Below are 24,431 nucleotides of genomic sequence, written 5' to 3'. Positions count from 1 at the left end.
TTGAGCGTTCCGGATGTGGGGAAGTTTCTCCGGACACTTAACGTCGCCTAAACGCCCATCGGCTCAATTGCCTTAATGATTGCCGATGGACTTGTGGTCATGACTTGGGGTCATGGGTGAATGGTCGGGGCCGTTCCGAAACCGAGAGCTGACATCCGCGCCGACCGGACCGCGTCCGGCGCGCGCGGTCGTGCGCTTCGGACCGCTCTGATCTCAGCCTTGGTGCCGTTGTCGCTGACCCTGGTTCAATGCGGCAAGGCACCCAATCCGGCAGCGCTCGCGGCGAACTCGCAGGCCAACGTCCAAGGCAACGTCCCAGCCAACGTGCAGGTCGTTGCGAAGACAAACCAGCAAGTCGCAAGCAGCGACTCGTTCGAGGATCGCTTCCCGGCCCCCCAGTTCAGGGAGCGCTTCCCCTCCGCGAGCGAGGGTTTTCTGCAACGGCAGATGTCGGACTTCTCACCCAAGCGCGCCGTGCAGCAGCAGCCGGAGCAGGCGCCCTACAAGGTCGCTTCGCTCGCGCCGCAGGCCCCATACCAGCGTCCGCCGCGCGAGGACCTGACGACGCTCGTCAGCATGAAGTGGTCAGCCTTCCCCTATTTCGGCAACAACCCCGCCTCCGACGCGCCGTTCCTCAACATCTCCAAGGGCGACCGCCGCGGCCACCGCAGCTATTCCGGGCGCGTATTCTGGCAGGACGAGACTTACAACGATAATCGCGTCCTGATGCACGTGCCCGAACATTTCGACGTGCGGAAGCCAGGCGTGATCGTAGTGTTCTTCCACGGTAATGGCGCGACACTCGAGCGCGATGTGCGCGACCGACAGCTGGTGCCGCAGCAGGTCACCGATTCCGGCGCCAATGCCATCCTGCTCGCACCGCAGATGGCGGTCGATGCTGCCGATTCCAGCGCAGGAAAATTCTGGCAGGCCGGTGGCCTCAAACGTTTCATCGACGAGTCGGCGAACCATCTCGCCCGCCTCACCGGCGATCCCAACAGCGCCCGCGCCTTCGCCAATATGCCGATCGTGATCGTCGGCTACAGCGGCGGCTTCCTGCCGACAGCCTGGAGCCTCGAGGTTGGTGGCATCAGCGACCGTGTCCGCGGCGTCGTGTTGCTCGACGCCGTCTATGGCGAGATGGACAAGTTCGCCTCATGGATCGAGAGCCACCGCTCCGGCTTCTTCGTCAGTTCCTACACCCACTACACCGCGCGGCGCGATCGCGAGCTGATGAGCACGCTGCGGCAGAAGGGCATCACCGTCTCCGAAGACATGGACGGCCCCTTACGTCCGGGCAGCGTGGTGTTCGTCGAAACCGGGGACGGCATTACCCATCGCGACTATGTGACGCGAGCGTGGACGCGGGACCCGCTCAAGGACGTCCTGGTGAAGATGTCGGCGACGCCATCACTCGCGCTCACGCGCGTGGCCTCCACCAATCCATCCGCATCGAGCCGGTAGCGATATTGCGCCCGTCGGCATTTGGCTGCACGGCCCGCAACTCCCTCAAGCCTTGATCAAAATGTGATGTTGATGGCCGACGGTCCCGGGGCCGACCGGTTGCTTCCACTGGCAACAATCATACTTTGCCGGCCAAGTCGTATTTGGGATTCTCCGGGGACATGCTGTGCGTCAGGGACTCTAACAAGGTCGACTTCCACACGGTTCACGGCACGGGTTGCGGCGTCGTCTATGTGACCGAGGGCAAGATGCGCGGCGGCAATTCCGCTTTCGCGTTCATCGGCACCTGCACGGGCGAAGGCGACAGCATCAGAGTCAAGATCTCGACCGAGCGCCACAATGACGACCCTTGCTTCAAGGCCTTGTTCGGTCTTGACCGGATCACGCTGACGCTCGCCGGCCGGGAGGATGGCGATAGTGCGGAATTCGAAGGTACCGCACTGCAACTGCCGGGCGTTGCCTTCAGGGCCGTGCTGAGCCGGATCAGCGACTAACCGTCCGGCTCCTGATCCTTCGGGTCTTAACTGCCTCAGGTTTTTGGCAGCTTCGGAATGCTCTCGGCAAAGCCGTTGAAGCAGGCCAGCCGCTCGTCCTCTTCCTTGAAGAAACGGCAATCGGCGTAGCCCTTGGCCTTCGCCGGCTTCGGCTTCGGCGTTGGCGCAATTACGGCGTCGTAGCAATTGAGCCGGTCCTTGGTGCCGTCGTCGAGATCGAGGCAGGCCTGGAGCCGCGCTGCGATGGATTGCGGCTTGCCCTTCGGCGCTACAGCCGGCTTGGCCGCAGCCTCCTTGGTCCCTGCCTTGGTGCCCTTGGGCTTGACCTGCACCAACGGCTTGTCCCCGATCATTGGTGGCTTGTCGGCTTGCGCGAAAGCGGAAGCTGAATAGAGCACCGCGGCAACCGCCAGAATCATCCTCATCTCAGTCAACCCTCTTTGGTCCCCATGACCGGCCTTCTAGCCTTCCGGCGCGCGGTTTGCCAAGCACCTTGCGCACACGGACACGCTTCCGCTCAGGCCGGGGCGGCAGTTGCCGGCCGGGGCCGGGTCAGGACCACCAGGATCAGCGCCAGCACGACGAAGCCGACCGCGACGAAGCCGAGCGTATGCAGGAGTTCGCGGGCGAACAGCAGTCCGCCGACGGCAGAGCCGACCGCCTGGCCGATATAGAGGACGGAGGTGTTGAGTGCGACGGTCGCCGATGCCAGCGACGGTGCCGCCGAGACCAGCCGCACCTGCTGCATCGAATTGGTCGAGGCAAAGCCGAGGCCCCAGATCGCGACCGCACCCGCCATCAACGCGAGCGTGCCGGCGCCGAGCGCCCAGCCGGTGATTCCCGCAAGCAGCAGCCAGGTGAACAGCAGCGAGGTGCGATAGGGTCCGGAGGTATCGACGATGCGGGTCGCGATGACAACGCCGAGGAAGCCGCAGACGCCATAGAGGGCGAACACCATGCCGATCGCATCAGGTCCTGCGCCGGTCAGCTTGTTGAGCAGCGGCCCCATGAAGGTGAACACCACGAACTGCCCGGACATCTGCAACATCGTGATCGCAAGCAGAAGCAGGATCGTCCTGTTGCGACCGACCGCGCTCCAGGTCTTCAGATCCACGGGCGTGCCCTTCAAGCCCGCCGGCAGTCGCATCAGCAACAGCAGGAAGCTGACGCAGCCGAGCGCGCCGATCCCGCCATAGGCCGCGCGCCAGCCATAGCGGCTGGCGATAAACGTGATCAGCGGCAGGCCGACGGCGGCAGCGAGCGACCAGCCGAGAAAGATGTAGGCAATCGTACTGCCGCGACGCTCCACCGGCACGATCAACGCCGCCGTACCGGCGGCCTGCGGCGTGTAGAGCGCGCCGACCGCGAGCATCACCAGGCGGATGACGAGGAGGCTTGCATAATCGGGCGCAAAGGCAGAGGCGAGATTGCCAAAAGCGAGCACCGCGAGCGTCGTGGTGAGCAGCGTCCGGCGTTCGATCCGGCTGGTGAGCCAGGCCGTTAGCGGCGAGCCGATGCACAGGATGACAGCCCCGAAGGTGATCAGGAGCGCGGCCGCATGGATGCTGACGTCGAGCCCCGTCGCCAATTCAGGCAGCATGCCCGCCGGTGCCAAGACCGAGCAGCCGGTGACGAGATTGCCGAGCATCAGGGCGGTTGGCGCGAAACGGCCGGCGCGTGCATTTTCCATGCAAACGCATGTAGAGCGGGCTTGCGACCAGTTAAAGGGCGCTGCCCGGAATAGTTCGTGCAGCGCCCCGCTTTTGCGCGCCGGTTTCTTGGAAATGCCGGATTGCGCAGGCCGAATCGCCTGATATATCGCTCGTTCCCGCTTACCTGCGCTCGTTCGCAGGAGTGAGCCTCAGGAGACATGCAATGACCGACCAGCCCAACGACCAATCCAAGGACCAGTCCAAGTCCGAGCAGCCCAAATCCGAATCCGGCTTCCAGTACAGCCTCAGCAATTTGAGACCCGTGACCCCGCCGGAAAAAATCACCCTCACCTTCCCCGACGGCGCCCGGCGCGAATACGCCAAGAGCATCACCGGCCTCGAACTCGCCAAAGGCATTTCGCCGTCGCTGGCCAAGCGCACGGTCGCGATGGCGCTCGACGGCGTGGTCTCCGACCTCGACGACGCAATCGAAGCCGATGCCAGGATCGAACTGATCAACCGCGACGATCCGCGCGCGCTCGAGCTGATCCGCCATGACTGCGCCCACGTGCTTGCCGAAGCCGTGCAGACGCTGTGGCCGGGCACCCAGGTCACCATCGGCCCCGTGATCGAGAACGGCTTCTATTACGATTTCTTCCGCAACGAGCCGTTCACGCCGGAAGACTTTGCCGCGATCGAGAAAAAGATGCGCGAGCTCATCGCGCGCGACAAACCCTTTACGAAGGAGGTTTGGGATCGCGAAAAGACCAAACAGGTGTTTCGCGACAAGGGCGAGGCGTTCAAGGTCGAGCTGGTCGACGCCATTCCCGGCAACGAGCCGATCAAGATCTATTACCAGGGCGACTGGTTCGATCTCTGCCGCGGCCCGCACATGACCTCGACCGGCAAGGTCGGCAACGCCTTCAAGCTGATGAAGGTGGCCGGCGCCTATTGGCGCGGCGACAGCAACAACCCGATGCTGACCCGCATCTACGGTACGGCGTTCGCCAAGCAGGAGGACCTCGACGCTTATCTGAAGCAGATCGAGGAAGCGGAGAAGCGCGACCATCGCAAGCTCGGGCGCGAGCTCGACCTCTTCCATTTCCAGGAGGAAGGCCCGGGCGTCGTGTTCTGGCACGCCAAAGGCTGGACCATCTTCCAGCAGCTGATCGCCTATATGCGCCGGCGCCTGGCCGGCGACTATAGCGAGGTCAACGCCCCGCAGATCCTCGACAAGTCGCTGTGGGAGACCTCCGGCCATTGGGGCTGGTACCGCGAGAACATGTTCGCGGCGCAGTCGGCCGGCGAGGAGGCCGAGGACAAGCGCTGGTTCGCGCTGAAGCCGATGAACTGCCCGGGCCACGTGCAGATCTTCAAGCATGGCCTGAAGAGCTACCGCGACCTGCCGCTGCGGCTCGCCGAGTTCGGCGTGGTGCACCGCTACGAGCCGTCCGGCGCGATGCATGGATTGATGCGCGTGCGCGGCTTCACCCAGGACGACGCGCACATCTTCTGCATGGAGGATCAGCTCGCCGACGAGTGCCTGAAGATCAACGAGCTGATCCTGTCGACCTACGCCGATTTCGGGTTCACCGGCGATCTCACCGTCAAACTGTCGACCCGGCCGGAAAAACGCGTCGGCACCGACGCGATGTGGGATCACGCCGAGCGCGTGATGGCGACGGTGTTGCGTGAGATCCAGTCGCAGAACAATCACCTCAAGACCGAGATCAATCCGGGCGAAGGCGCCTTCTACGGGCCGAAGTTCGAATATGTGCTGCGCGACGCCATCGGCCGCGACTGGCAGTGCGGCACCACGCAGGTCGACTTCAACCTGCCGGAACGGTTCGGTGCGTTCTACATCGACCACGACAGCGGCAAGAAGCCGCCGGTCATGGTGCACCGCGCGATCTGCGGTTCGATGGAGCGCTTCATCGGCATCCTGATCGAGCACTACGCCGGCAACTTCCCGCTCTGGCTGTCTCCGGTGCAGGTGGTGGTCACCACCATCACGTCGGAAGCCGACGAGTATGCCAAGCAGGTGCTGGAGCAGGTCCGGCGTGCGGGACTTCGGGCCGAGATCGACCTGCGCAACGAAAAGATCAACTACAAGGTCCGCGAGCATTCGCTGGCCAAGATTCCGGCACTGCTCGTGGTCGGCAAGAAAGAGGCCGAGACGCAGTCGGTCTCGATCCGCCGGCTCGGCAGCGACGGTCAGCAAGTGACGACGACGGTGGAGGCCATCGCCGCCCTCGTCGACGAGGCGACCCCGCCGGATGTGAAGCGGGCGCGCGGCGCGGCCTGACATCTGAAATCGGTCTAAACTCGCTTTCGGTTGCGGGCGTGCATTCCTATGTGGGGATTGCACGCCGACGACCAGCCGAAGAGGAAACCGCAGTGCCCGACGCCATCGAACTCCTGAAGACCCGCCGCTCGGTCAAGCCGCGCGAGATGTCCGGGCCCGGCCCCTCCCCGGCCGAGCTCGAGACCATCCTCACCATCGGCGCGCGCGTGCCCGACCATGGCAAGCTCGCGCCCTGGCGCTTCATCATCTTCGAGGGCGATGCGCGCGAGCGCGCCGGCGAGGTGATCGCGAAGGTGTTTGCCCGGAAGAATCCCGGCGCGGCAGCGGCCGATGTCGAGACCGAGCGCAAACGCCTCACGGATGCGCCGCTGGTGATCGGCATCGTCAGCTTCACCAAGCCGCATCCGAAAGTGCCGGCCTTCGAGCAGGAATTGTCGGCCGGCGCCAGCGTCATGAACATTGTCACGGCCGCGACCGCGCTCGGCTACGGCGCCTGCTGGCTGACCGGCTGGTTCTCGTTCGATCGCGACGTGCTGGACGGCCTCGGCCTTAAGCCGGACGAGAAACTCGCCGGCTTCGTCCATATCGGCAAACCGACCAGGCCGAGCGAGGACCGTCCGCGACCGGTCCTTTCTGAAATCGTGACGCGATTTTAACCGAAGGCGTGTTGACGCCTTCGGCGTCTTGCGGCTTTGATCCCGGCAAGGGAGGAAGCCCGGATGAAGCGTCGTGAATTTCTGGTCGGAGCCGCGCTGCTGGCCGGCACGATGGCGCGGGCGCGCGCCGCCGACATCCCTGCTCCGTCGTCCGACGGACTCGACCGTATCACAGCATATTTCGACAACGAGGTAATGAGCGGCCGGCTGCCGGGCGTAGTGGTGCTGGTCCAGCAGCACGGCAAGCCGGTCTATCTGAAGACTTTTGGCGTGCGCGACACCAGGACCGGTCTCGCGATGACTCCCGATACGATCTTCGCCATCCACTCGATGACCAAGCCGGTCACGTGCCTTGGCGCGATGATGCTGATCGACGAGGGCAAGCTTGCGCTCACCGACCCCGTGTCGAAATACATTCCCCTCTTTGCCGACACTAAGGTGGGCCTCGAGGTCACCAATCCCGACGGCACGCTGAAGGTGGATCTCGTGGCCCCGGTCCGTCCCGTCAACATCGAGGATCTGCTGCGGCACACTTCGGGCATCAGCTACGACTATATCGGCGGCAAATGGGTTGAGCAGGCCTACAAGGCCGCCAACATCTTCGAAGGTCAATTCGACAACAGGGAGTTCGCCCAACGAATCGCGAGGCTGCCGCTGGCACGGCAACCGGGAACGCTGTGGCGCTACGGTCATTCCACCGACGTGCTCGGCAGCGTCATCGAGATCATCTCGGGCCAGACGCTGTACGCATTCCTCAAGCAACGCATCTTCGATCCGCTCGGCATGGGCAGCACCAAATTCGCCCTGGCGACCGAGGACGAGCTCGCGCGGATGGCGCGGCCACTGCCGAACGACAACATCCTGCTCGCCGCCGAGCGCGAGCGCCTCGACCATCCCGAATGGCAGTCCGGCGGCGGCGGGCTGCTCTCGACCATCACCGACTATCAGCGCTTCTCGCAGATGCTGCTCAATGGCGGCGAGTTCGACGGCAAGCGCTATCTCAGTCCTGCGGCCTTCAAGGCCATGACGACCGATCACGTCGGGCCGGGCTCGGGCGTCGGACGCGACTATTTCTATTTTCCGGGCGACGGTTTCGGCTATGGCTATGGCCTTGCGGTGCGGACCGATCCCGGCAACGCCAAACCGCCGCCGCCGGGCTCGCTCGGCGAGTTGAAATGGGACAGTGGCAGCGGCACCTATTTCGGCGTCGATCCCAAGCTCGACATGGTCTACCTGCTGATGCAGCAGACCCAGAACGAGCGCAGCCGCATCACGCCCGCCTTCAAGGCGCTGGTCTATGAGTGTTATCCGTCCGAGTTACGCCGCCCGTGAAGCACGCTGGCTGAAAGCGGCGAGCAGCTTTGCGATCTCGGCGCCGGGCACTTCCATCATCCTCGTCATTTCGAGCGCAGCGAAGCATTCCAGAATTTTTCCGCGGCGGCAGACTGGATTGCTTCGCTGCGCTCGCAATGACGGAGTCTGTGGGTGGCAGCGTCGCGCTTCCATTCGCATTCCGGATCGCAGACACACCTTCGCATCCTCGCGGCTTGCTCGCCCGAGCTTTGCTTCGTCGTTTACCCTCAATTGAAAGAGGGCGCAGGGAAGACCGGGTGCCGGCTGGCACCCGCGGTCCACTGTGCGAAATTGTCGTAACAAGATTGCACAGCGGCATACAGGTGAAGCCCAACATCCGGCCTTCCCTGCGCGGTGGCTTTACAGCTTATGTCGCGCTCTCCCCGGGGAGCGATGCACTATTGCCCCCGTCGCCTTGCGGATGGCTGACGCGTGCGCCCGGTTGGGCAGCCCACATCACCGCAACGCTTGACGCACAGACCCCGGGCGTCAGGACCACACGATTTCGCCGTACGCCGATCACACCGGTCGTGTGCGCGAGGCCTTCGCCCACGGTTGCCCGCCCCTGCGAAGCCGTTCGCGCCGATGTGACCAACGTCCACCGCCGTCCGGCCCGCGTTCGTGACGATCGCGATACGCCCCTCTTCCTTGGGCCGGAGTGAGGCGATGCATGCGTCGTTTCCGAATTTCGGTAAAGCGGAATATTTTTGAGGCAGGAATTGACCGACAGCTTGGGTGTTTTGCCTGACGGGCACGGCAAGGTCTTGTAACCCGGATGAGCCCATCCGGCTCGCGCCGCACCTGTCCCGGGTATCGCTGCGCACACCCTGGCCACGGCAGCGTGTCAAGAGCCATCACCCTGCCAATCGATCGATCACGAGATCGAGCAGCGCGCGCAGGCGAGCGAGGCGCCTGAGATCGCGGTGGTAGCCGACATAGGTGTCGCGGCCGGGTGGCGTCGCGCCGATGTCGAGTGCGACCAGCCGGCGGTCGCGGTCGCCGAGGGGACGCGGCAGCACTGCCAGCCCGCCGCCGCTCGCGCAAAGCTCCGCCTGCGCCTGCCTATTATTGCTGCGCGAGGCGATTTGCATATTCGGCAGCGTGCGCTTCAACCAGAGGGCATCGGGCATGTCGGCGAATTCGGCGTTCATGGTCACAAGACGGATACCGCTTCCGTCGCCGGCGCGTGGCGGCTTGCTGCCTTTCTTGCCGTAGAGCGCGTAGGGAATATGGAGCAGCTTCCGGGAGATCACTTCAGGCTCGTCGAACGGTTTGATGCGGAAGACGAGATCAGCCTCGCGGCGCGGCAGACTGTAGAGGCGCGCATCGGTCAGAAGCTCGACGGTCACCTTGGGATGGCGCTTGCCGAACGCGGCAATCAGCGGCGAGAGTATCACCGTCCCGAACCAGTCCGACGACGACAGACGCAGCAAGCCATCGAGCTGCGTCTCCGCGCCGGATGCACGCCGCTCCAAGGCGAGCGCCTCCTCTTCAATCCGCTCGGCATGGCGCAGCACAGCTGTGCCCTCGTCGGTCAGCACGAAGCCATCCGCCGTGCGCTGGAACAGCGTTTGTCCGAGCGACTTTTCGAGCGCCCGAAGTCTCCGTCCCATCGTCGGCTGGGTCTGGCCGATCTTCCGTGCGGCCGCGCCGAGAGTGCCTTCGCGCGCAATCGCCAGGAAGATGCGCAGATCGCTCCAGTCCACCGGAAGCCTCCTCATACAAAAACGCACGACAATCGTACATTCTCATTCCTTCCCATGCAAAAAATCATGGGCATATTGGAGGCCGACAATGGAGCAAGACGATCATGACGAGACAATCGACGATGCGCGCGGCCGTCCTGGAGACCCACAACGCGCCGCTGCGCCCCTCAACCGTCCCCACGCCCGAGATCGGTCCGCGCGAGGTGCTGGTGCAAATCCGCGCGAGCGGGGTCAATCCGCTCGACACCAAGATCCATGCGGGCGCGGCGGCGCATGCGCGCCATCCGCTGCCTGCAATCCTCGGGCTGGATCTCGCCGGTGTGATCGAACAGACCGGGCGTGACGTCTCGCGGTTCAAGCGGGGCGACGAGGTCTATGGGATGACGGGAGGCGTCGGCGGTGTGCAGGGATCGCTCGCCGAATTCGCCGCTGTCGACGCCGACCTGCTGGCGTTGAAGCCTGCCAATCTCAGCATGCGGGAGGCAGCCGCCCTGCCCCTCATCTTCATCACGGCCTGGGAAGGACTGATCGACCGCGCGGCGCTGAAGGCCGGACAAAAGGTGTTGATCCATGGCGGCGCAGGCGGCGTTGGGCACATGGCGATCCAGATCGCGCGCGCGTTCGGAGCAGAAATGTTCGCGACCGGCTCGGCATCGCAGCGCGCCACCATCGAAGGCTTTGGCGCGACCTTCATCGATCGCGATACCGCCATCGCGACTTATGTTGCAGAGCATACGGGCGGCCGCGGCTTTGACGTCGTCTACGACACCGTGGGCGGCCAGGTACTCGACGCTTCCTTCGAAGCCGTGCGCCGCTTCGGCCATGTCGTGAGCGCGCTCGGATGGGGTTCGCACGCGCTTGCGCCGCTCTCGTTCCGCGCAGCCACCTATTCCGGCGTGTTCACGCTGCTGCCGCTGCTCTCAGGGGAAGGCCGCGCGCATCACGGAGAGATCATGGCGGAGGCCACGCGCCTGGTTGAGGCCGGCAAGCTCTTGCCGATGCTCGATGCCCGGCACTTCACACTGGAGAACGTCGAGGACGCCTATGCGCTGATCCGCGATCACGCGACGCAGGGCAAGCTCGTTGTGGACATCTGACGGCGCTCGCAGAGAAGTCTAGTCGCCGGATGAAGCGAAGCGCAAGCCGGGCTGCGGAGACCCGCACGCGCTAAGGCGACTAGTCCTCGCTGGACGTCGCCAAGCGGTTGCGCAGATGGGCTTGCGACAACAGAAAGAACAATGCGCGCTCGCCATGATATTTGGCGGACGGCCGGGTGCGCTCGAAGCCATCGGCGAATTTCTTGCCGGATTGGTCGCACACCTGCCACCGCCAGCCGAACCGCTTACGCCTGGTGAGGATCACTTCGAACATGCCGACGAGCTTGGTCCCCTGCTCCTTGCCGGTCTCGCAGACGCACGAGCCTGCTCCGGCCTCCTCCGTTGGAGGGATGCCCGACATATAACGCAGCAGGATGGAAAGCGAATAAAATTGATTATCGGAAATAGGTATCTTGCACCGGCTGTGAGGAAGTCGCGGCGCCGCTGGAATAAGCCGGCGGTGCCGGTGTTTGCCGGTCCTGCTTGGTAGCGCTGACAAAGCTATTCAAATCGCAACACCAAACGGAGCAGCGGAGAGCATCCGCTTTCGCACGTGACGAGGACTGGCGGTAATAAGATATGGGAGATCCGTGCGCTGAATGAGACGTGTTCGCCAGACACGAAGACCAGCGTCAGGCCGCATGCGGTATCACCGCTCAAGCACTACCGCGCGACGACTTCCACTTCGCCGTCGACGCCGTTGACGACGTTGAACCCGCGCTCGTAGACCTTGCCCTCGTTCTTGGCGATGGCGCGGTATTCGCCTTCCGAGAGCACGACGCGCGGGAAGGCGCCGATCGATTCCTTGATGACGTCGCCGCCCGGGGTCAGCACCGACCAGGCGGTGTTGGCGAGCGCCTCGCCGCCCCTGTCGCTGACGAGCTTGAGCGTGATGACGGCGGCGCGGTGGGTGATGGTGACGTCGGTGAGCTTGCTGGCCTGGACGCGGATGTCCGAGCGCACCACCGAATTGGCATCGCCGTAGTTCGAGATGATGTAGTAGGTGCCTTCCGGCAGCAGCACGACGTCACCGGCGGCGACGTTCGGCACCAGGGAGGCGCGCTCGCCGGATTCGAACTGGCTGCCCTTGTAGATCGCGAACGAGATCTGGTTCTGCGGAATGCGGCTGGTGCCGACGCGGCCCTCGATGCGCAAGCCGCCGGCGGGCAGCACGAAGGACTCGCGGTCGGTCTCGGCTTTCAGGCTGACGGTGCGCACCGCGCTGACGAGGCCAAAGGCGACATGCACGACGTAATTGCCGGGCGGCAGCACGATGTTCGGCGTGGCATTGCGGTCCTCGCGGATCAGCTTGAAGGTGCCGTTCTCGTCGGGACGATCGGCAAATACGCGCCAGACCAGGCCGCTGGTAATCGGCGGGGTGTCCTTGCCGTATTTCGCCGTCAGCGACAGCACGCCCTGTCCGGGCACGGCCGCGTTGAGCGGCGCGGCGGACGGCACGGTCGTGACCGCGGGCGGCGGCATGCTGGGCGTGGTCGGCTGCAACAGGGTCGGCGGCAGGCTCGGCGGTCCGGCACCCGGGCCGGAGGGCGGCGCCAGACTGACCGCGCCGCCGGGATCGGGCACCGAAGCGGGCGGCACCGGCGGTGGACGATCGGAGAAAAGCTGCGCCTGCGCAGCATTTTCGCCAAGGGCATAGAGGCAGGCAGCAAGGACCAGCGCCGGCAGCAGCGATCCGCTGCGCCGCCATCCGATGATGCCGTCACCCCCGAGAGTCATGCCATCTGCTTTTCACCGAAAACGCGGCAAATTCAAGCCTCCGAAACCCCGAGAAATACGGCCCGATACAGCTTTTGGAACCCGGTTGACGCCTGCGTGATTACCCCAGGGGCAACCGCGCCTCGCCATACTCCTGCCCCGTGCCCTTCCCAAACCGGCATAAACCATGCTTCGGCCCGGTTCTGGCGGAGCGCGACTGCGGTGCCTAGTCTGATGGCGGGTCCCGGCGTAGGAGAGTTTCGGTGCTGGACATATTGAAGGGTCGGGGTTCGAACAGCGACAAGGTCGCCGAGAAAGTCGGCCTGGGCAGCATCCGCCGGCCGGTCATCGGCCTTGCGCTTGGCGGCGGCGCGGCGCGCGGCTTCGCCCATATCGGCATTATCCGGACCCTGCTCGCCAACGGAATCGTGCCTGACGTCGTGGTCGGCACCTCGATCGGCGCGGTGGTCGGCGGCCTCTATGCGGCCGGCCGGCTCGATACGCTGGAAGAATGGGGCCGCAGCCTGCAAGGGATGCGCAACATTCTCGGCTACCTCGACATCCGCCTCAACGGCTCCGGCCTGATCGGCGGCGAGAAGCTGGCGACCCGGCTCGAGGCTGCCTGCGGCCAGAGCCAGATCGAGGACCTCCCGGTCAAGTTCGCCGCCGTCGCGACCGAGGTCCGCACCGGCCACGAGATCTGGCTGACGCGCGGCCGCGTGGTCGACGCGATGCGCGCCTCCTATGCGCTGCCCGGCATCTTCTCTCCGGTCCTGATCGGCGATCGCTGGCTGGTCGACGGCGCATTGGTGAACCCGGTGCCGGTCTCGGCCGCGCGCGCGCTCGGCGCGGAAATCGTCATCGCCGCAAATCTTTCCAGCGACATCTTCACCTATTCGACGACGGTCTATTCGCACGGCGCGATACCTGAACCGGTGATCCCCGCGGCCGAAGAGCCGGCGTCAAAGCGGCGCTTCCCGAGATTCTTCTCGCCTGAGAAGACGGTGAAGCGCGAGTTCTTCGGCGGCGGCAGCGCCCGGCCCGGCCTCTCTTCGGTGATGGTCGACGCCTTCAACATCATGCAGGACCGCATCACCCGGGCCCGCCTCGCCGGCGATCCGCCCGATATGCTGATCACACCGCGGATCGGTCAATTCGGCTGGTTCGATTTTCACCGCTCCGAGGACCTCATCGCCCTGGGCACCCGCGCTGCCGAGCGTGCGCTGGAGTCCATCCAGGAGGCAATCCACGAGCTGGCGCCCGCGCCGGAGGGCGCCGCGCCCAAAGCCGACCAGCAGGCCTGATCAGGCGGTCTTGATGTAATCGCGCAGAGCTTCCTGCTCGGACTCGTATTCCTGCACCCGACGCTTGACGATGTCGCCGATCGAGATCAGGCCGACCACCTTGCCGTTGTCGACCACGGGCAGATGGCGGAACTTGCCGGTGGTCATCATCTCCATGAGCTCGGCGACCGTGTCGGTCTCCTTGCAGGTGACGACCTTGCGGGTCATGACCTGCGAGACCGGCTCCTCCAGTGCGCCGGCGCCGCGTTCGCCGATCACCCGCACGATGTCGCGCTCCGACAGGATGCCTTCCAGCCGGCTCTGGTTCATCACCAGCACCGCGCCGATCTTCTTCTCACCGAGCAATTTGACCGCGACCGCCAGCTTGGCGTCCGGCTCGACGCTCATGATCTGGTGGCCCTTGGTGTTGAGAATCGAACGTACCGTCATTGTCGCCTCCCTGAATCGAAACCGTCCGCTGTTCGCGGTCCGGACTTGTTCTTCGAGTCTTCAACTAACAGTTTCAGCGCCGGTTTCACGCTCAGGCGCTTTGCGAAGCATCGCCGCTAGCGGCCTGTCGCTTCGGAACATTCTTCTCGGGAATGATGGATGAATTCGGGCGACGCCGCAAGCGCCGCTTCAAATACGGTCTGAAATGTCCTGTGATGACGCATCCGCAGCATCGCTTCGCGCGCGCGGCACGGGATCGAACAGCGTGAACAGCAAGAGGCCGGCAAGGAAGCCGCCGATATGCGCCTGCCAGGCAACGCTCGTGGTCTCGCTATCGACGCCGATCGCGCCGACGCCGAAGACGATGTTGACGCCAAACCACACCGCGAGGAAACCGAGCACCCGCCCGTCGCGCAGCGCGCGCGACAGCGGCAGCGCCGGAACTCTTGCGGCGGTATCGGCATCCGATCGGCTGAAAGACAGGAAGCTGCCGCGAACGAAGGCGAAGCGGATCGCCGCCGCCATCGCGCCGGACACCGAGGCCGAGGCGCCGATCATCGGTGCCACCGCGTGCTCATGGGTGACGAGATGGGCGAGCGCGCCGGCCGCCGCCGTCACCGCCAGGAACAGGAAGAACCTGATGGCGCCAAAGCGCCGCGCCAGCGCGCTGCCGAACGGCAACAGCCACAGCACGTTGAAGCCGAGATGGGTGAGATTGGCGTGCAGCAGCGAATAAGTGACGAAGGTCCAGACCTTGGCGCCGGCCCCACCGGGAATCTCCAGATTGAGCAGCGAGGAATCGTAGCGCTTCGGGATGAAGCCGAAGACGTCGATTGTCCAGTTCTCGAGCTCCGGCGGCAGCAGCACCCGCAGATGGATCACCGCGAGCAAGAGGATATAGGCCGTCAGCGCGAACGGCAGCGTCAGGATCGGCTCGCGCGGAGCCTCCTCAACGACGGCCGGCACCCCCAGCGAAGCATCTTGCGACGGAGGATCTTGCGGCGGAGAATTTGGCGGGGAATCCAAGGCGGCTTCGCTTTCAGGCGCGTCGGAGCAACAGGCGTAACAACAGGCCTTGGAGATAGTCGCCTTTGCCCGCCCTGCGCAAGTGCACAAAAGGCAGGGCCCTGGGAAAGCCCTGCCTATCCGTGTCGGACTTCCGGTACCCAGAGAGACGGGAGTATCCCCACCCCTCCCCGCGGCCGGTGACCAAACTGCTTGACGCCTGTGTACAGGCCTCGCCGAGAACCTGGAGAAAAGCGGCGAAGCTTGCGACCGCGATCACCATAGCAGCGAGGCGGCGCACGGAAAGCGCATAGTTAATTTAACGTTAACGACGCAAAGGCAGCGCCAGGGACGCCGAAAACGCCGCTGCGGCATGGACGCTGCAAAGCCCCTCCTGCACAACAACACAGGGATCGCGGCTGCACTGAAGCGGGACAGGTTTGTCCCGCAAGGTTGCGCCCCGGGGTAAGCGTTCTGTCATGAAACATCCGTCGAGCCGCGAGTTCTTCGCATATTGGAACGAGAAGCGCGGCACTGCGCGGGCGCCAGACCGGGCCGATATCGATCCGGCCGCCGTACGCGGCCTGCTCGGAGACATCTTCGTGCTGTCCTGCGAGCCCAATCTCGGCTTCCCGTTCCGCGTCGCGGGCACGCGCGTCTGCGCGCTCGCCGGGTGCGACCTCAAAGATTCGAGCTTTGCGGCGCTGTTCGACGAAACCAGCCGCCGCGAGATCGAGGAGATCACGACCATTGTCGCCGACGAGAGCCTCGGCGCAATCGCCGGCGTCACCGCCACACGCGAGGACGGCAGCAAGGCGCATCTCGAGCTGCTGCTGCTGCCGTTCAACGCACGCCCGCATACACCGGTGAGCGTGACAGGCGTGCTCGCGCCGTTCGACGACGAATGCGGCGCGCTGGGCCCGTTCGCCCTCACCTCCTGGCGCTATCTGCACCAGCCGGAAAAACTGCTGCCGCGCGCGATCCGCAAGCTGCAGATCGCACGCGGGCTGATGGTGTATGAGGGACTGCGCTAGCAGTGCACCCTGCTCACGGCATCGCCAGATGCCAGGCGCCGTTCAGAAAGCCGTCGCCGGTGACGTCGCCGGGCTTGGTGTCCTTGGCGAAGGTGTAGAGCGGCTTGCCCTTGTAGGCCCACTGCTTCGAGCCGTCGTCGCGCGTGATGACGGTGTAGCCGTCGGCGGCGGCATCGCTCGCCTCGGCCTTCAGCACCGGCCAATTGGTCGCGCACGGACCATTGCAGGCCGACTTGCCGTCAGCATCCTTGTCGAAAGTATAGAGCGACATGCCCTTGACGTCGGTGAGCACGTTGCCTTTGCCGGTCTTGCCGGTCTTGGTCGGCGGTGCCGCGAAAGCGGCGGGAATCATCGCCAGCGATATTGCGAGCGTGAGCGCGAGGCGGATCGAGGATGTCGTCATGGTCTCTCCTGTCATGCAATGGGCTTGCATGGGTAGGACGCCGCGCGAGCCGTCGTATTCCTGAGATGGCGGCAAGGATTTTTTTCGCTGCGCGCATCGTCACATCGGAATAAACTGGGATGATGGAGACGGAACGACGGGTCGACATGAGCAAGCCGCATTGGCGTCCCGCGCACGCCTCCGATCTGCCGGCGGTCAGCACGATCGCAGCGCGGATCCATCCTGATCTGCCTGAACGTCCCGAAGTGTTCGCGGAAAAGATGCGGCTCTATCCCGATGGCTGCCGCGTGCTTGCCACGGACGACGGGATCGTCGGCTACGGTCTCGCGCATCCCTGGATGCAGCACCGGATTCCGCCGCTCGACGGCTTGCTCGAGCAATTGCCCGGCGATGCGGACTGCCTCTATTTGCACGACGTCGCGGTGCTGCCCGACTTTCGCGGCGGCGTTGCGCGCGATTATGTGTTGGCGATCGAACAGCTCGCGCGCGCGTCAGGGATCGCGACGCTCGCATTGGTGTCGGTCTACGCCACGCGGCCGCTGTGGGAGCGTCTCGGCTTTCGGCCCGTCAAGGCGGATGCGGAGCTGCGGGCAAAGCTTGCGACCTACGGCGACAGCGCAACCTACATGCTGCGCGACCTCGCTGCGACGTAGCGCCCCGCCCCGGCGACGCCGGAAGGCGGCCGTCAGGCGCGATGCTTCTTTTTCGTCTTCGGCTTCTTTCCGGCGGCGCCCTTCTCAGACCACGACGTGACCGAGGGCTCGGCGTGGCCCGGCTTGTTCTTGTGCTTTTTCTTCTTTGCGAAGGAAGGAGCATCGTCGAATTTCGGTGTGCGCTCGCCGTACGGCTTTTCGTGCGGCTTGCCGTGTGGCTTGCCTTGAAGTTTGAACCCGCTCGGCTCGCGCGCGCGGTCGCGACGGTCGCTGTCGCCGCCATCGCGCCGCGGCGCGTGGGACCGCTCTTCCGAAGCCGTTTGCCGCTGCGGCGCATCCGCCATCGGCTCAAGGCGGATATTGTCTTCCTTGTCCGGACGCTTGATCTTCACGGCGAAGGATTCCGCGACCCGCTCGGAAATTTCGAACTCGGTCGTGGTGTCCATGATCTTGATCGCGCCGATATCGTTCTTGTCGATGCCGCCACGACGACAGATCATCGGCAACAGCCAGCGCGCTTCCGCATTCTTTTTTCGTCCGATGTTGGCCCGGAACCAGACGCTGCCATCCGCCATGCCATGCTTCGACGACGATTTTCCCGCTTTGGGTCGAGCCCTTTCGGGCCGATCGTCGCCACGCGAAGCGCGGACATCGTCGCGCGGTGCGCGCGTATCATTGCGGCCTCGATCCTCGCGCGGCCGGCTGCTCCGCTCGCCGGGATCCATAATGTCTTCGGGCGACGGCAGCCGCGCGCGATAGAGCCGTGCGAGTGAAGCGGCAATATCCTCAGCGGACCGCTCGGCCAATAGGGCCTGCGCCAGCGCCAGATCGTCGGCGGTGGTCTCTTCCGTGAACAGCACGTCCTTCATGCGCTCGTGATCGAGTTTGCGGATCTCATCCGGCTGCGGCGCCGTCCCCCAGACCGCGTCGATGCCCGAGACGTTGAGCAGCATTTCCGCACGCCGCCGCCGCACGGGCGGCACCAGCAGGATACTCGTCCCCTTGCGGCCCGCGCGGCCGGTGCGGCCGGAGCGATGCTGCATGACCTCGGCATCGTTGGGCAGGTCCGCATGAATGACGAGATCGAGGCTGGGCAGGTCGATGCCGCGGGCGGCGACGTCGGTCGCCACGCAGACGCGCGAACGTCCGTCCCGCAGCGACTGCAGCGCCGTGGTCCGCTCGTTCTGCGTCAATTCACCGGACAGAGCGACCACGGAGAAGCCGCGCTCCAGCAGCGCCGCCTGCAAATGCCGGACACCATCGCGCGTGCTGCAGAACACCAGCGCGCTCGGCGCCTCGTAGAAGCGCAACACGTTGACGACCGCGTGCTCGGCATCGCCGGGCGCGATCCGGATCGCGCGGTACTCGATATCGGCGTGACCGCCTTCGTCGCCAGCGACCTCGATCCGGAACGCCCGCTGCTGATACTGCTTGGCCAGCGCGACGATGCCGCGCGGGAATGTCGCCGAGAACATCAGGGTGCGGCGCGTGTCCGGCGTGGTCTTGAGGATGAACTCCATGTCCTCGCGAAAGCCGAGATTGAGCATCTCGTCGGCCTCGTCGAGCACGACCACCTTCAATTCCGAGATGTCGAGACGGCCGCGGCGCAAATGATCGCACAACCGGCCGGGCGTGCCGACGACGATATGAGCGCCGGCCGCAAGCTCGCGCTGTTCGCGCCTGGGATCCATGCCGCCGACGCAGGAGACGACGCGCCCACTCGCATGCTCGTACAGCCACGCCAGTTCGCGATGGACCTGCAGGGCAAGCTCGCGGGTCGGCGCCACGATCAGGGCGAGCGGTGCACCCGCCCGCTCGAACCGCTCGGCGTCGCCCAGCAGGTCCTTGGCCATCGCCAGCCCATAGGCCAGGGTCTTGCCGGAGCCGGTCTGGGCCGAAACCAAGAGGTCGCGGTCTGCGGCCTCGTCCGTGAGCACGGCGAGCTGAACGGGGGTCGGACGGTCGTAGTTGCGCTCGGCCAAAGCTCGGGCGAGCGGCGCACTCATGGTCGGAAAAGACACGGGATAAACCTTGGTTGGTCCAGGCGCGGAACGTCGAGCCGCGCGACCTGAAGCTGCGTAGGCGGCAAATGGTCCAGCCGCACGCGTGGTGATTTGATTTGGACGCTCTTTACGCCAAGTGCGGGCAAATCACCATGCCTATGACGCATGGCTTTGGTGATGCCGAGAATAAGCTTACCGGTCGGCTCAACCCACTACATCCAGCGTTTTCGAGCCGTTTTGCTGCATATAGCGGGATTTTGCGCCGAAGCAGAGGATTTTCGCGGCCACCCGGCTCAAATTGGGCGCCGTTGAGCTTGCCGGGATGCGCACATGGCCTCTCTCGGTCGCACGGCATGTGTGGCGACGGCGCGCCTTGCGACGCAACCACAGCCGTCGAAACGCAAGTCTTGTCGCGCCAGCGCGTCGCCCCCAAATCGTGCCTAACGAGGAAGCAAAGAAGGGTGACACATGGCCGACGGCATATCGCTTGCCGATAAACTCGCGACTTTTGGGGATTTCTGGTCTCCGCGCACGATCACGACCTTCAACGACTGCGACGTGATGGTGGTGAAGGTGAAGGGAGAGTTCACCTGGCACAAGCACGACGACACCGACGATTTCTTTCTCGTCCTGAAAGGCAGCTTGGACATCGAATTGCGGGATCGCACGGTGACGCTCGGTCCGGGCGAACTCTATGTCGTGCCCAAAGGTGTTGAGCATCGCCCGGTCGCGCGCGAGGAAGTTCATCTCCTGCTGATCGAGCCAACCGGCACGCCGAACACGGGCGACAAGGCCACCGCCGCGGCCCGCACGCTCGCATAGAGAGCGACGCGCGGGCCCTAATCCCTGGAGGTCACCAGCCTGCCGAATCCGCCGGCCAGCCTGGCTCTGGCCCGCGCAACAGTGTCCCTCGCCGCGCGGCCCAAGGCGCGGACCGCGCGCCAGGCTTCGGTCGCCTGCAGCCATGCCCTTACCTCGGTGACCTTCCCATAGGCCCAGGCGAAGGCTGGAATCCTCATCAGCTTGTCACGGGTGAGATGGAACAGGCGCTCGACCAGCACCAGCTTGAGCAGCTCGCCGATGATGAACGTCACCGCCCCACTCACGACCTGGCCGGTCGCCGCGAGATAGGCCGCCACGGGCTTGACCGGCTCCAGGATAATGACGGGCACGGAAAACAGGGCAAGCGAGCAATAAGGCGACAGCGATCTGATCCAGCCGCGCAATCGCTTCAACTGGAGGTGCCGCCCGATCCAGCGCGAGATTGGCCTCGCCACAGCCATGAAGACCGCATCCACCAGGAAGTAGATGGCGGCCAGGATGTAAGTGACGGGTTTCAGGATTCGCTTCACGATGAACTCTCCCGTGAACTGAAAGCCGAAACCCGGGCCTAAGTTTCACCCCGGCGTGAATAACTCGGGGATTTTCGATGGAACTTTTCGTGCACGGCCGCCCGCTCCCGGGGTTCAGATCTCCGCATAGACCTCCAAAAGATTGCCGTCGGGATCACGGAAGAACAGCGTCCGATGCCCGAACGACTGGTTCGTCGGCGGCGACAGCAGCGCCACGCCGTGGCGTGCAAGTTCGTCGGCACACGCATCGACTTCGGCCGCGCAGACCTTAAAAGCCAGTTGCAGCGAGGCACTGCCCGCCGGCGTCGGTGTGTCAGTCGCGGTCCGGCCCGGTGTAGCGAGAGCCAGCGTGTTGGGGCCCAACCCGTACTCGATCCAGTTCGCCGACAGCTCCCGCAGCAGCGGAAACGCGAGGACGTCTTCATAGAAGCGGCGCATCGCCGCCATGTCGCGCACGAAGACGACGGTGTAGTCGATCGCATGGATGGCGCGGAAGGGCGAGCGGGTGCGTTGGATCGGTTCGGTTGTCATCTCGTCCTTCATTCCAAACGCCGGCTCGTAGCCCGGATAGAGCGTAGCAGAATAGGAGGAGCCACAGGCGAGAATCCCGGATTACGCTGCGCTCCATCCGGGCTACAGGGCTCGCGAGACTTTATCGCAACAAACCGCCACTGTAACGGACCGCATAGAGCGGCACGCCATCCTGCCGCGCGATCGTCTCGACACCGTGGAAACGATCGAGCGCGCCCTCCACCTCGTTCCGATAAATCATGCCTGCCTGCTCGAACAGATGCGGGCCCCGAAACGGATACTCGACGCTGACGTCCAGCAACGCCTGGCGCAGGAATTTGTAGACCGCGAGGAAGGTGTCTCGATCCGTGATCTCCGCGCGGACGCCACCGCTGTAGCTCATCGACCAAATGACGCGCTCATCCCGAGACACGGTCTCCTGCCGACAAAGAACCCTATTCCGAAATAGATATCGCGATAGGCATAGGGTGCCGCGCGATGCTCGAGCTGCTTTGAGCCTCTGAGCGGCGGAGCGGCCACGGTGGCGTCGTCGTCGAGGCCCGCATAGGTCCGCCGCTTGGCTTCGACCAGAAACGCCGCGAGCTCGTGCGGAATCGATACCATCGCCTACTCCACCAGTTCCGGCCACGGCACGATCGTCGATTTCACCGTCTTCATCGCCATCGCGTCCCTCACCGCCTGCGCGACGCCGTCTTCCGTGAACGGATAGATCGTCTGCATCTTCAGCCAGGGATATTTGCCCGCCGTGCGATGGAGCATGTCGACGCCGAGCGGCAGATCGTTGGCGCTAAAACCCCAGGAGCCCAGCACGTTGATATCCTTGGTGCAGATGCGGTGCCAGGAGGTCTCGATCGAGCCGGCGTCGGTGAACTGGCCCATCTCGACATAGGTGCCGCCGTCACGCAGCATCTCGATGCCTTCGGGGCCGGCGGTCGGATGACCCGAACAATCCATCACCAGATCGGCGCCGAACCCACCGACGATGTCGCGCACGCGGGCGATGCGTGCCTCGGGCGATTTGATCTCCTCGATGTTCACCGTCGCCTCCGCGCCGAACTCGCGCGCGAGCTTGAGCCGGGGCTCCTCCGGTGCGCCGACACAGATCACGCGCCCTGCCCCCATCTCCTGGGCAGCAGCGACCGCGAGAATGCCGATCGGGCCCGAGCCCTGGATCACCACGGTGTCGCCCCAGGTGAAACCACCGGCGCGGCTCGCGCGATTGAAGGCACGGATGCAGGAGGTCAGCGGCTCCGACAGCGCACCCAGACGCAGCGACATGTCGTCCGGCAATTTGTAGATCTTGGTGCCCGGCAGCATGTCGAGATCGACATAGACATATTCGGCCCAGCCGCCCCACATGTGAGGCGCCTTGTCGAAGCCGAGATAGCGGCCGTAATAGACCGGCGTCAGGCACTTGTTGGCGGTCAGGGGATAATGGATGCAGTAATAACAGCGGCCGCAGGGCATCAGCGGCGGGATCATCACTTTTGATCCGACCTTGAGCGGCTTGCTCATGAAGTCCTCGGTGAATTCGTCGCCGCATTCGACAATGATTCCGCCGAGCTCATGGCCGAGCGTGAACGGCCATGGCAGCGGCCTCGGCCAATGTCCTTTCAGGATGTGCAGGTCCGTGCCGCAGACGCCGCACGCGCCGACCTTGATCAGGGCGGCCTTTTTGCCGACCTTCGGCCACGGCACGCTGCGGATGACGGGCTCGCTGCCCGGCCCTGCGTGGGTGCAGACGCGGATCTGGTCCATGGCTGTTTCCTCGCTCTGCCCGTTTTTATGATGGCTGATTGGTGTGGGCTGACGAGCAGCGTATGTGAGGTGAGCGGCCGTGCCAAGCCGCGGGGGCGTAGCCCGTATGGAGCGTAGCGGAATACGGGGAGCCACAGGCGAGAATCCCGAATTACGCTTCGCTCCATCCAGCTACGGGACCGTTGTTCTCACACACCCAAGTGTCTTGAGCGCTCGACGGCGAACGTGTAGGCACGGCGCGAAAAGTCCCACCCAGGTGCCCTCTTGAACCCCCTCCCCCAAAATCCCGTGGTCGCGTCCGGCTCGTTCGCGGCGATGAAGTCGGTGCCCTATCGGCTCCAGTTCATCGCTTACGTGCTGGCGATGATGGCCGACAATATCGAGCATGTGATCAGCTATTGGGTGGTGTTCCAGAAATTCCATTCGCCGGCGCTGGCAGGCTTTGCGGTGCTCTCGCACTGGCTGCCGTTCCTGCTGTTCTCGGTCGCGGTTGGAGGGCTGGCCGACCGGGTCGATCCGCGCCGCATCATTCAATGCGGCATGCTGCTGTTCATTGTTGCCTCGGCTGGATGGGGTTTCTTCTTCATCACCGACGCCATCGAGATGTGGCACGCCATGCTGCTGCTGGTGATCCATGGCTGCGCCGGCGTGTTGTGGCAGACGCCCAACCAGCTGCTGCTCTATGATCTCGTCGGTCCGGCCGATCTTCCGAGCGCAGTGCGGCTGAATGCGATGGCGCGCTATCTCGGCATTCTGGTCGGCCCCGCCGTCGGCGGAATCATCATGCTCACGCTCGGCACCTCGCACGGCATCATCTTCAACACGCTATTCTATCTGCCGATGCTGCTGTGGCTGTTCTGGGCGCCGGTGCGGGACAAGAGTGTCGCGGTGCGGCGCTTCGCCGTGCGGGGCTTCGCCGACATCATACTGACGATCCGCGCCATCGGCACCCAGCCGGTGCTGACGGCGATGACTTGGCTTGCCGGCCTCACCTCTTTCATGATCGGCAACGCCTATCACGCCCAGATGCCGGGCTTTGCCGGCGATCTCGGCTATGGCGATCCCGGAATCTCCTACAGCGTGCTGCTCGCGGCCGATGCTGCCGGCGCACTGCTCGCCGGCATTGCGCTGGAATCCTGGGGACGGCTCAAGGGTACGCCGCGCACCGCGATCATGCTCGCGATGCTGTGGAGCGTGGCGCTGCTCGGCTTCGCCTCGGTGCGGATCTATCCGGTCGCGATCGTGCTGCTGTTCTTTGCAGGCTTCTTCGAGCTGTCGTTCAACACCATGGCGCAGGCGCTGGTGCAGTTGAACGCGCCGTCCGACATTCGCGGCCGCGTCGTCGGCCTCTACAACATGGCGGGGCTCGGCATGCGGGCGTTCAGCGGCATTACCGTCGGACTGTTCGGCGCGGCGATCGGCATTCACTGGTCGCTCGGGCTCTCGGCCGCGGTGCTGCTGGCGCTGCTATGTCTCCTTTATGGGCGCGCGACGAGGAAGACGGCCGGTTGACTCC

At 64.5% G+C, this 24,431-nt stretch carries 25 protein-coding genes; 11 read left to right on the top strand and 14 right to left on the bottom strand.

Features of this window, described 5'->3' with window-relative positions; genetic code table 11:
- The first annotated feature begins 120 nt into the window (after positions 1-120).
- Together IVB40_RS14055 and IVB40_RS14050 are read left to right on the top strand one after the other, a co-directional pair.
- A complete protein-coding gene (locus IVB40_RS14055; RefSeq protein ID WP_247819131.1) occupies positions 121-1,464 on the top strand; it encodes an alpha/beta hydrolase in 1,344 nt (447 codons plus the stop codon).
- A 161-nt stretch (positions 1,465-1,625) separates the two neighbouring features.
- Entirely contained in the window at positions 1,626-1,958 is a 333-nt protein-coding gene (locus IVB40_RS14050) for a hypothetical protein (protein WP_247819130.1), read from the top strand.
- 35 nt (positions 1,959-1,993) lie between these two features.
- Here the strand turns inward: IVB40_RS14050 and IVB40_RS14045 are convergent, their stop codons facing one another.
- Entirely contained in the window at positions 1,994-2,383 is a 390-nt protein-coding gene (locus IVB40_RS14045; protein WP_247819129.1) for a hypothetical protein, read from the bottom strand.
- Between the two features lie 92 nt (positions 2,384-2,475).
- Positions 2,476-3,648, bottom strand: a complete 1,173-nt coding sequence (locus tag IVB40_RS14040) for an MFS transporter (RefSeq protein ID WP_247400257.1) — start codon at positions 3,646-3,648, stop codon at positions 2,476-2,478.
- A 185-nt stretch (positions 3,649-3,833) separates the two neighbouring features.
- Between IVB40_RS14040 and thrS the strand changes: the two genes are divergently transcribed.
- The 3 genes from thrS (at position 3,834) to IVB40_RS14025 (ending at position 7,903) form a co-directional block, all read left to right on the top strand.
- The gene (gene thrS, locus IVB40_RS14035) at positions 3,834-5,915 is read left to right on the top strand and encodes a threonine--tRNA ligase (RefSeq protein ID WP_247819128.1); all 2,082 of its coding nucleotides are present in this window, start codon (positions 3,834-3,836) and stop codon (positions 5,913-5,915) included.
- A gap of 92 nt (positions 5,916-6,007) precedes the next feature.
- Positions 6,008-6,571, top strand: a complete 564-nt coding sequence (locus IVB40_RS14030) for a nitroreductase (protein WP_027567815.1) — start codon at positions 6,008-6,010, stop codon at positions 6,569-6,571.
- A gap of 63 nt (positions 6,572-6,634) precedes the next feature.
- Positions 6,635-7,903 carry a serine hydrolase domain-containing protein gene (locus tag IVB40_RS14025; protein WP_247819127.1) on the top strand — a complete coding sequence of 423 codons (1,269 nt, stop codon included), beginning with the start codon at positions 6,635-6,637 and terminating at the stop codon, positions 7,901-7,903.
- Positions 7,904-8,778: 875 nt separating this feature from the next.
- Here IVB40_RS14025 and IVB40_RS14020 read toward each other — a convergent pair.
- On the bottom strand, positions 8,779-9,630 hold the full coding sequence (locus IVB40_RS14020; RefSeq protein ID WP_247819126.1) for a LysR family transcriptional regulator: 852 nt from the start codon (positions 9,628-9,630) through the stop codon (positions 8,779-8,781).
- Between the two features lie 104 nt (positions 9,631-9,734).
- Between IVB40_RS14020 and IVB40_RS14015 the strand changes: the two genes are divergently transcribed.
- Entirely contained in the window at positions 9,735-10,727 is a 993-nt protein-coding gene (locus IVB40_RS14015; protein WP_247819125.1) for a zinc-dependent alcohol dehydrogenase family protein, read from the top strand.
- A 79-nt stretch (positions 10,728-10,806) separates the two neighbouring features.
- Here the strand turns inward: IVB40_RS14015 and IVB40_RS14010 are convergent, their stop codons facing one another.
- Both IVB40_RS14010 and IVB40_RS14005 read right to left on the bottom strand, forming a co-directional pair.
- Complete coding sequence (locus IVB40_RS14010; protein ID WP_027567811.1) at positions 10,807-11,088, bottom strand: hypothetical protein; 282 nt, start codon at positions 11,086-11,088, stop codon at positions 10,807-10,809.
- A 302-nt stretch (positions 11,089-11,390) separates the two neighbouring features.
- A complete protein-coding gene (locus tag IVB40_RS14005) occupies positions 11,391-12,464 on the bottom strand; it encodes a hypothetical protein (RefSeq protein WP_247819124.1) in 1,074 nt (357 codons plus the stop codon).
- 242 nt (positions 12,465-12,706) lie between these two features.
- Between IVB40_RS14005 and IVB40_RS14000 the strand changes: the two genes are divergently transcribed.
- The gene (locus tag IVB40_RS14000) at positions 12,707-13,747 is read left to right on the top strand and encodes a patatin-like phospholipase family protein (protein WP_247400268.1); all 1,041 of its coding nucleotides are present in this window, start codon (positions 12,707-12,709) and stop codon (positions 13,745-13,747) included.
- Here the strand turns inward: IVB40_RS14000 and IVB40_RS13995 are convergent, their stop codons facing one another.
- Together IVB40_RS13995 and IVB40_RS13990 are read right to left on the bottom strand one after the other, a co-directional pair.
- Positions 13,748-14,176, bottom strand: coding sequence for a CBS domain-containing protein (locus IVB40_RS13995; RefSeq protein WP_007611784.1), 429 nt, complete (start codon positions 14,174-14,176; stop codon positions 13,748-13,750).
- A gap of 189 nt (positions 14,177-14,365) precedes the next feature.
- Positions 14,366-15,142: a rhomboid family intramembrane serine protease gene (locus IVB40_RS13990; protein ID WP_247362199.1), complete on the bottom strand. Its 777-nt coding sequence runs from the start codon at positions 15,140-15,142 to the stop codon at positions 14,366-14,368.
- 518 nt (positions 15,143-15,660) lie between these two features.
- On the opposite strand from IVB40_RS13990, the gene IVB40_RS13985 reads away from it, so the two are divergent.
- Positions 15,661-16,215, top strand: coding sequence for a PAS domain-containing protein (locus tag IVB40_RS13985; protein ID WP_247819123.1), 555 nt, complete (start codon positions 15,661-15,663; stop codon positions 16,213-16,215).
- Positions 16,216-16,228: 13 nt separating this feature from the next.
- Here the strand turns inward: IVB40_RS13985 and IVB40_RS13980 are convergent, their stop codons facing one another.
- Positions 16,229-16,618 carry a hypothetical protein gene (locus IVB40_RS13980; protein ID WP_247287133.1) on the bottom strand — a complete coding sequence of 130 codons (390 nt, stop codon included), beginning with the start codon at positions 16,616-16,618 and terminating at the stop codon, positions 16,229-16,231.
- 146 nt (positions 16,619-16,764) lie between these two features.
- On the opposite strand from IVB40_RS13980, the gene IVB40_RS13975 reads away from it, so the two are divergent.
- The gene (locus IVB40_RS13975; RefSeq protein WP_247819122.1) at positions 16,765-17,271 is read left to right on the top strand and encodes a GNAT family N-acetyltransferase; all 507 of its coding nucleotides are present in this window, start codon (positions 16,765-16,767) and stop codon (positions 17,269-17,271) included.
- Positions 17,272-17,303: 32 nt separating this feature from the next.
- On the opposite strand, the gene IVB40_RS13970 is transcribed toward IVB40_RS13975, so the two are convergent.
- A complete protein-coding gene (locus IVB40_RS13970) occupies positions 17,304-19,277 on the bottom strand; it encodes a DEAD/DEAH box helicase (protein ID WP_247819540.1) in 1,974 nt (657 codons plus the stop codon).
- 465 nt (positions 19,278-19,742) lie between these two features.
- On the opposite strand from IVB40_RS13970, the gene IVB40_RS13965 reads away from it, so the two are divergent.
- Positions 19,743-20,096, top strand: a complete 354-nt coding sequence (locus tag IVB40_RS13965; protein ID WP_247819121.1) for a cupin domain-containing protein — start codon at positions 19,743-19,745, stop codon at positions 20,094-20,096.
- 17 nt (positions 20,097-20,113) lie between these two features.
- Here the strand turns inward: IVB40_RS13965 and IVB40_RS13960 are convergent, their stop codons facing one another.
- From IVB40_RS13960 to IVB40_RS13940, 5 genes are all read right to left on the bottom strand, one after another.
- Entirely contained in the window at positions 20,114-20,626 is a 513-nt protein-coding gene (locus tag IVB40_RS13960) for a hypothetical protein (RefSeq protein WP_247362206.1), read from the bottom strand.
- Between the two features lie 114 nt (positions 20,627-20,740).
- Positions 20,741-21,169: a VOC family protein gene (locus tag IVB40_RS13955; protein WP_247819120.1), complete on the bottom strand. Its 429-nt coding sequence runs from the start codon at positions 21,167-21,169 to the stop codon at positions 20,741-20,743.
- Positions 21,170-21,278: 109 nt separating this feature from the next.
- Positions 21,279-21,539 (bottom strand): DUF5680 domain-containing protein, encoded by a 261-nt coding sequence (locus IVB40_RS13950; protein WP_247362210.1) that lies wholly within the window; start codon positions 21,537-21,539, stop codon positions 21,279-21,281.
- Entirely contained in the window at positions 21,536-21,760 is a 225-nt protein-coding gene (locus tag IVB40_RS13945; RefSeq protein ID WP_247362212.1) for a hypothetical protein, read from the bottom strand. The genes IVB40_RS13950 and IVB40_RS13945 overlap by 4 nt, the downstream gene beginning before the upstream one ends.
- Positions 21,761-21,763: 3 nt before the next feature.
- Positions 21,764-22,915, bottom strand: coding sequence for a zinc-binding dehydrogenase (locus tag IVB40_RS13940; protein ID WP_247437685.1), 1,152 nt, complete (start codon positions 22,913-22,915; stop codon positions 21,764-21,766).
- Between the two features lie 264 nt (positions 22,916-23,179).
- On the opposite strand from IVB40_RS13940, the gene IVB40_RS13935 reads away from it, so the two are divergent.
- Positions 23,180-24,427: an MFS transporter gene (locus tag IVB40_RS13935; RefSeq protein ID WP_256468215.1), complete on the top strand. Its 1,248-nt coding sequence runs from the start codon at positions 23,180-23,182 to the stop codon at positions 24,425-24,427.
- Positions 24,428-24,431: the final 4 nt, after the last annotated feature.

This window comes from Bradyrhizobium sp. 40 (assembly GCF_023100925.1).
Lineage (GTDB): Bacteria > Pseudomonadota > Alphaproteobacteria > Rhizobiales > Xanthobacteraceae > Bradyrhizobium.
The sequence above is the reverse complement of the archived record's forward strand: the minus strand, read 5'-3'. Positions and strand labels throughout refer to the sequence as shown.

Excerpts from the sequence above, each read along its gene's own strand:
- thrS (WP_247819128.1), top strand. The coding sequence starts at position 3,834 with ATGACCGACCAGCCCAACGACCAATCCAAGGACCAGTCCAAGTCCGAG.
- IVB40_RS13945 (WP_247362212.1), bottom strand. The coding sequence starts at position 21,760 with ATGGTATCGATTCCGCACGAGCTCGCGGCGTTTCTGGTCGAAGCCAAG.
- IVB40_RS14010 (WP_027567811.1), bottom strand. The coding sequence starts at position 11,088 with ATGTCGGGCATCCCTCCAACGGAGGAGGCCGGAGCAGGCTCGTGCGTC.
- IVB40_RS14055 (WP_247819131.1), top strand. The coding sequence starts at position 121 with ATGGTCGGGGCCGTTCCGAAACCGAGAGCTGACATCCGCGCCGACCGG.
- IVB40_RS13970 (WP_247819540.1), bottom strand. The coding sequence starts at position 19,277 with ATGAGTGCGCCGCTCGCCCGAGCTTTGGCCGAGCGCAACTACGACCGT.
- IVB40_RS13965 (WP_247819121.1), top strand. The coding sequence starts at position 19,743 with ATGGCCGACGGCATATCGCTTGCCGATAAACTCGCGACTTTTGGGGAT.
- IVB40_RS13955 (WP_247819120.1), bottom strand. The coding sequence starts at position 21,169 with ATGAAGGACGAGATGACAACCGAACCGATCCAACGCACCCGCTCGCCC.
- IVB40_RS13975 (WP_247819122.1), top strand. The coding sequence starts at position 16,765 with ATGAGCAAGCCGCATTGGCGTCCCGCGCACGCCTCCGATCTGCCGGCG.
- IVB40_RS14005 (WP_247819124.1), bottom strand. The coding sequence starts at position 12,464 with ATGACTCTCGGGGGTGACGGCATCATCGGATGGCGGCGCAGCGGATCG.
- IVB40_RS13980 (WP_247287133.1), bottom strand. The coding sequence starts at position 16,618 with ATGACGACATCCTCGATCCGCCTCGCGCTCACGCTCGCAATATCGCTG.
- IVB40_RS14045 (WP_247819129.1), bottom strand. The coding sequence starts at position 2,383 with ATGAGGATGATTCTGGCGGTTGCCGCGGTGCTCTATTCAGCTTCCGCT.
- IVB40_RS13940 (WP_247437685.1), bottom strand. The coding sequence starts at position 22,915 with ATGGACCAGATCCGCGTCTGCACCCACGCAGGGCCGGGCAGCGAGCCC.
- IVB40_RS13950 (WP_247362210.1), bottom strand. The coding sequence starts at position 21,539 with ATGAGCTACAGCGGTGGCGTCCGCGCGGAGATCACGGATCGAGACACC.
- IVB40_RS13995 (WP_007611784.1), bottom strand. The coding sequence starts at position 14,176 with ATGACGGTACGTTCGATTCTCAACACCAAGGGCCACCAGATCATGAGC.
- IVB40_RS14025 (WP_247819127.1), top strand. The coding sequence starts at position 6,635 with ATGAAGCGTCGTGAATTTCTGGTCGGAGCCGCGCTGCTGGCCGGCACG.
- IVB40_RS13985 (WP_247819123.1), top strand. The coding sequence starts at position 15,661 with ATGAAACATCCGTCGAGCCGCGAGTTCTTCGCATATTGGAACGAGAAG.
- IVB40_RS14050 (WP_247819130.1), top strand. The coding sequence starts at position 1,626 with ATGCTGTGCGTCAGGGACTCTAACAAGGTCGACTTCCACACGGTTCAC.
- IVB40_RS14015 (WP_247819125.1), top strand. The coding sequence starts at position 9,735 with ATGACGAGACAATCGACGATGCGCGCGGCCGTCCTGGAGACCCACAAC.
- IVB40_RS14040 (WP_247400257.1), bottom strand. The coding sequence starts at position 3,648 with ATGGAAAATGCACGCGCCGGCCGTTTCGCGCCAACCGCCCTGATGCTC.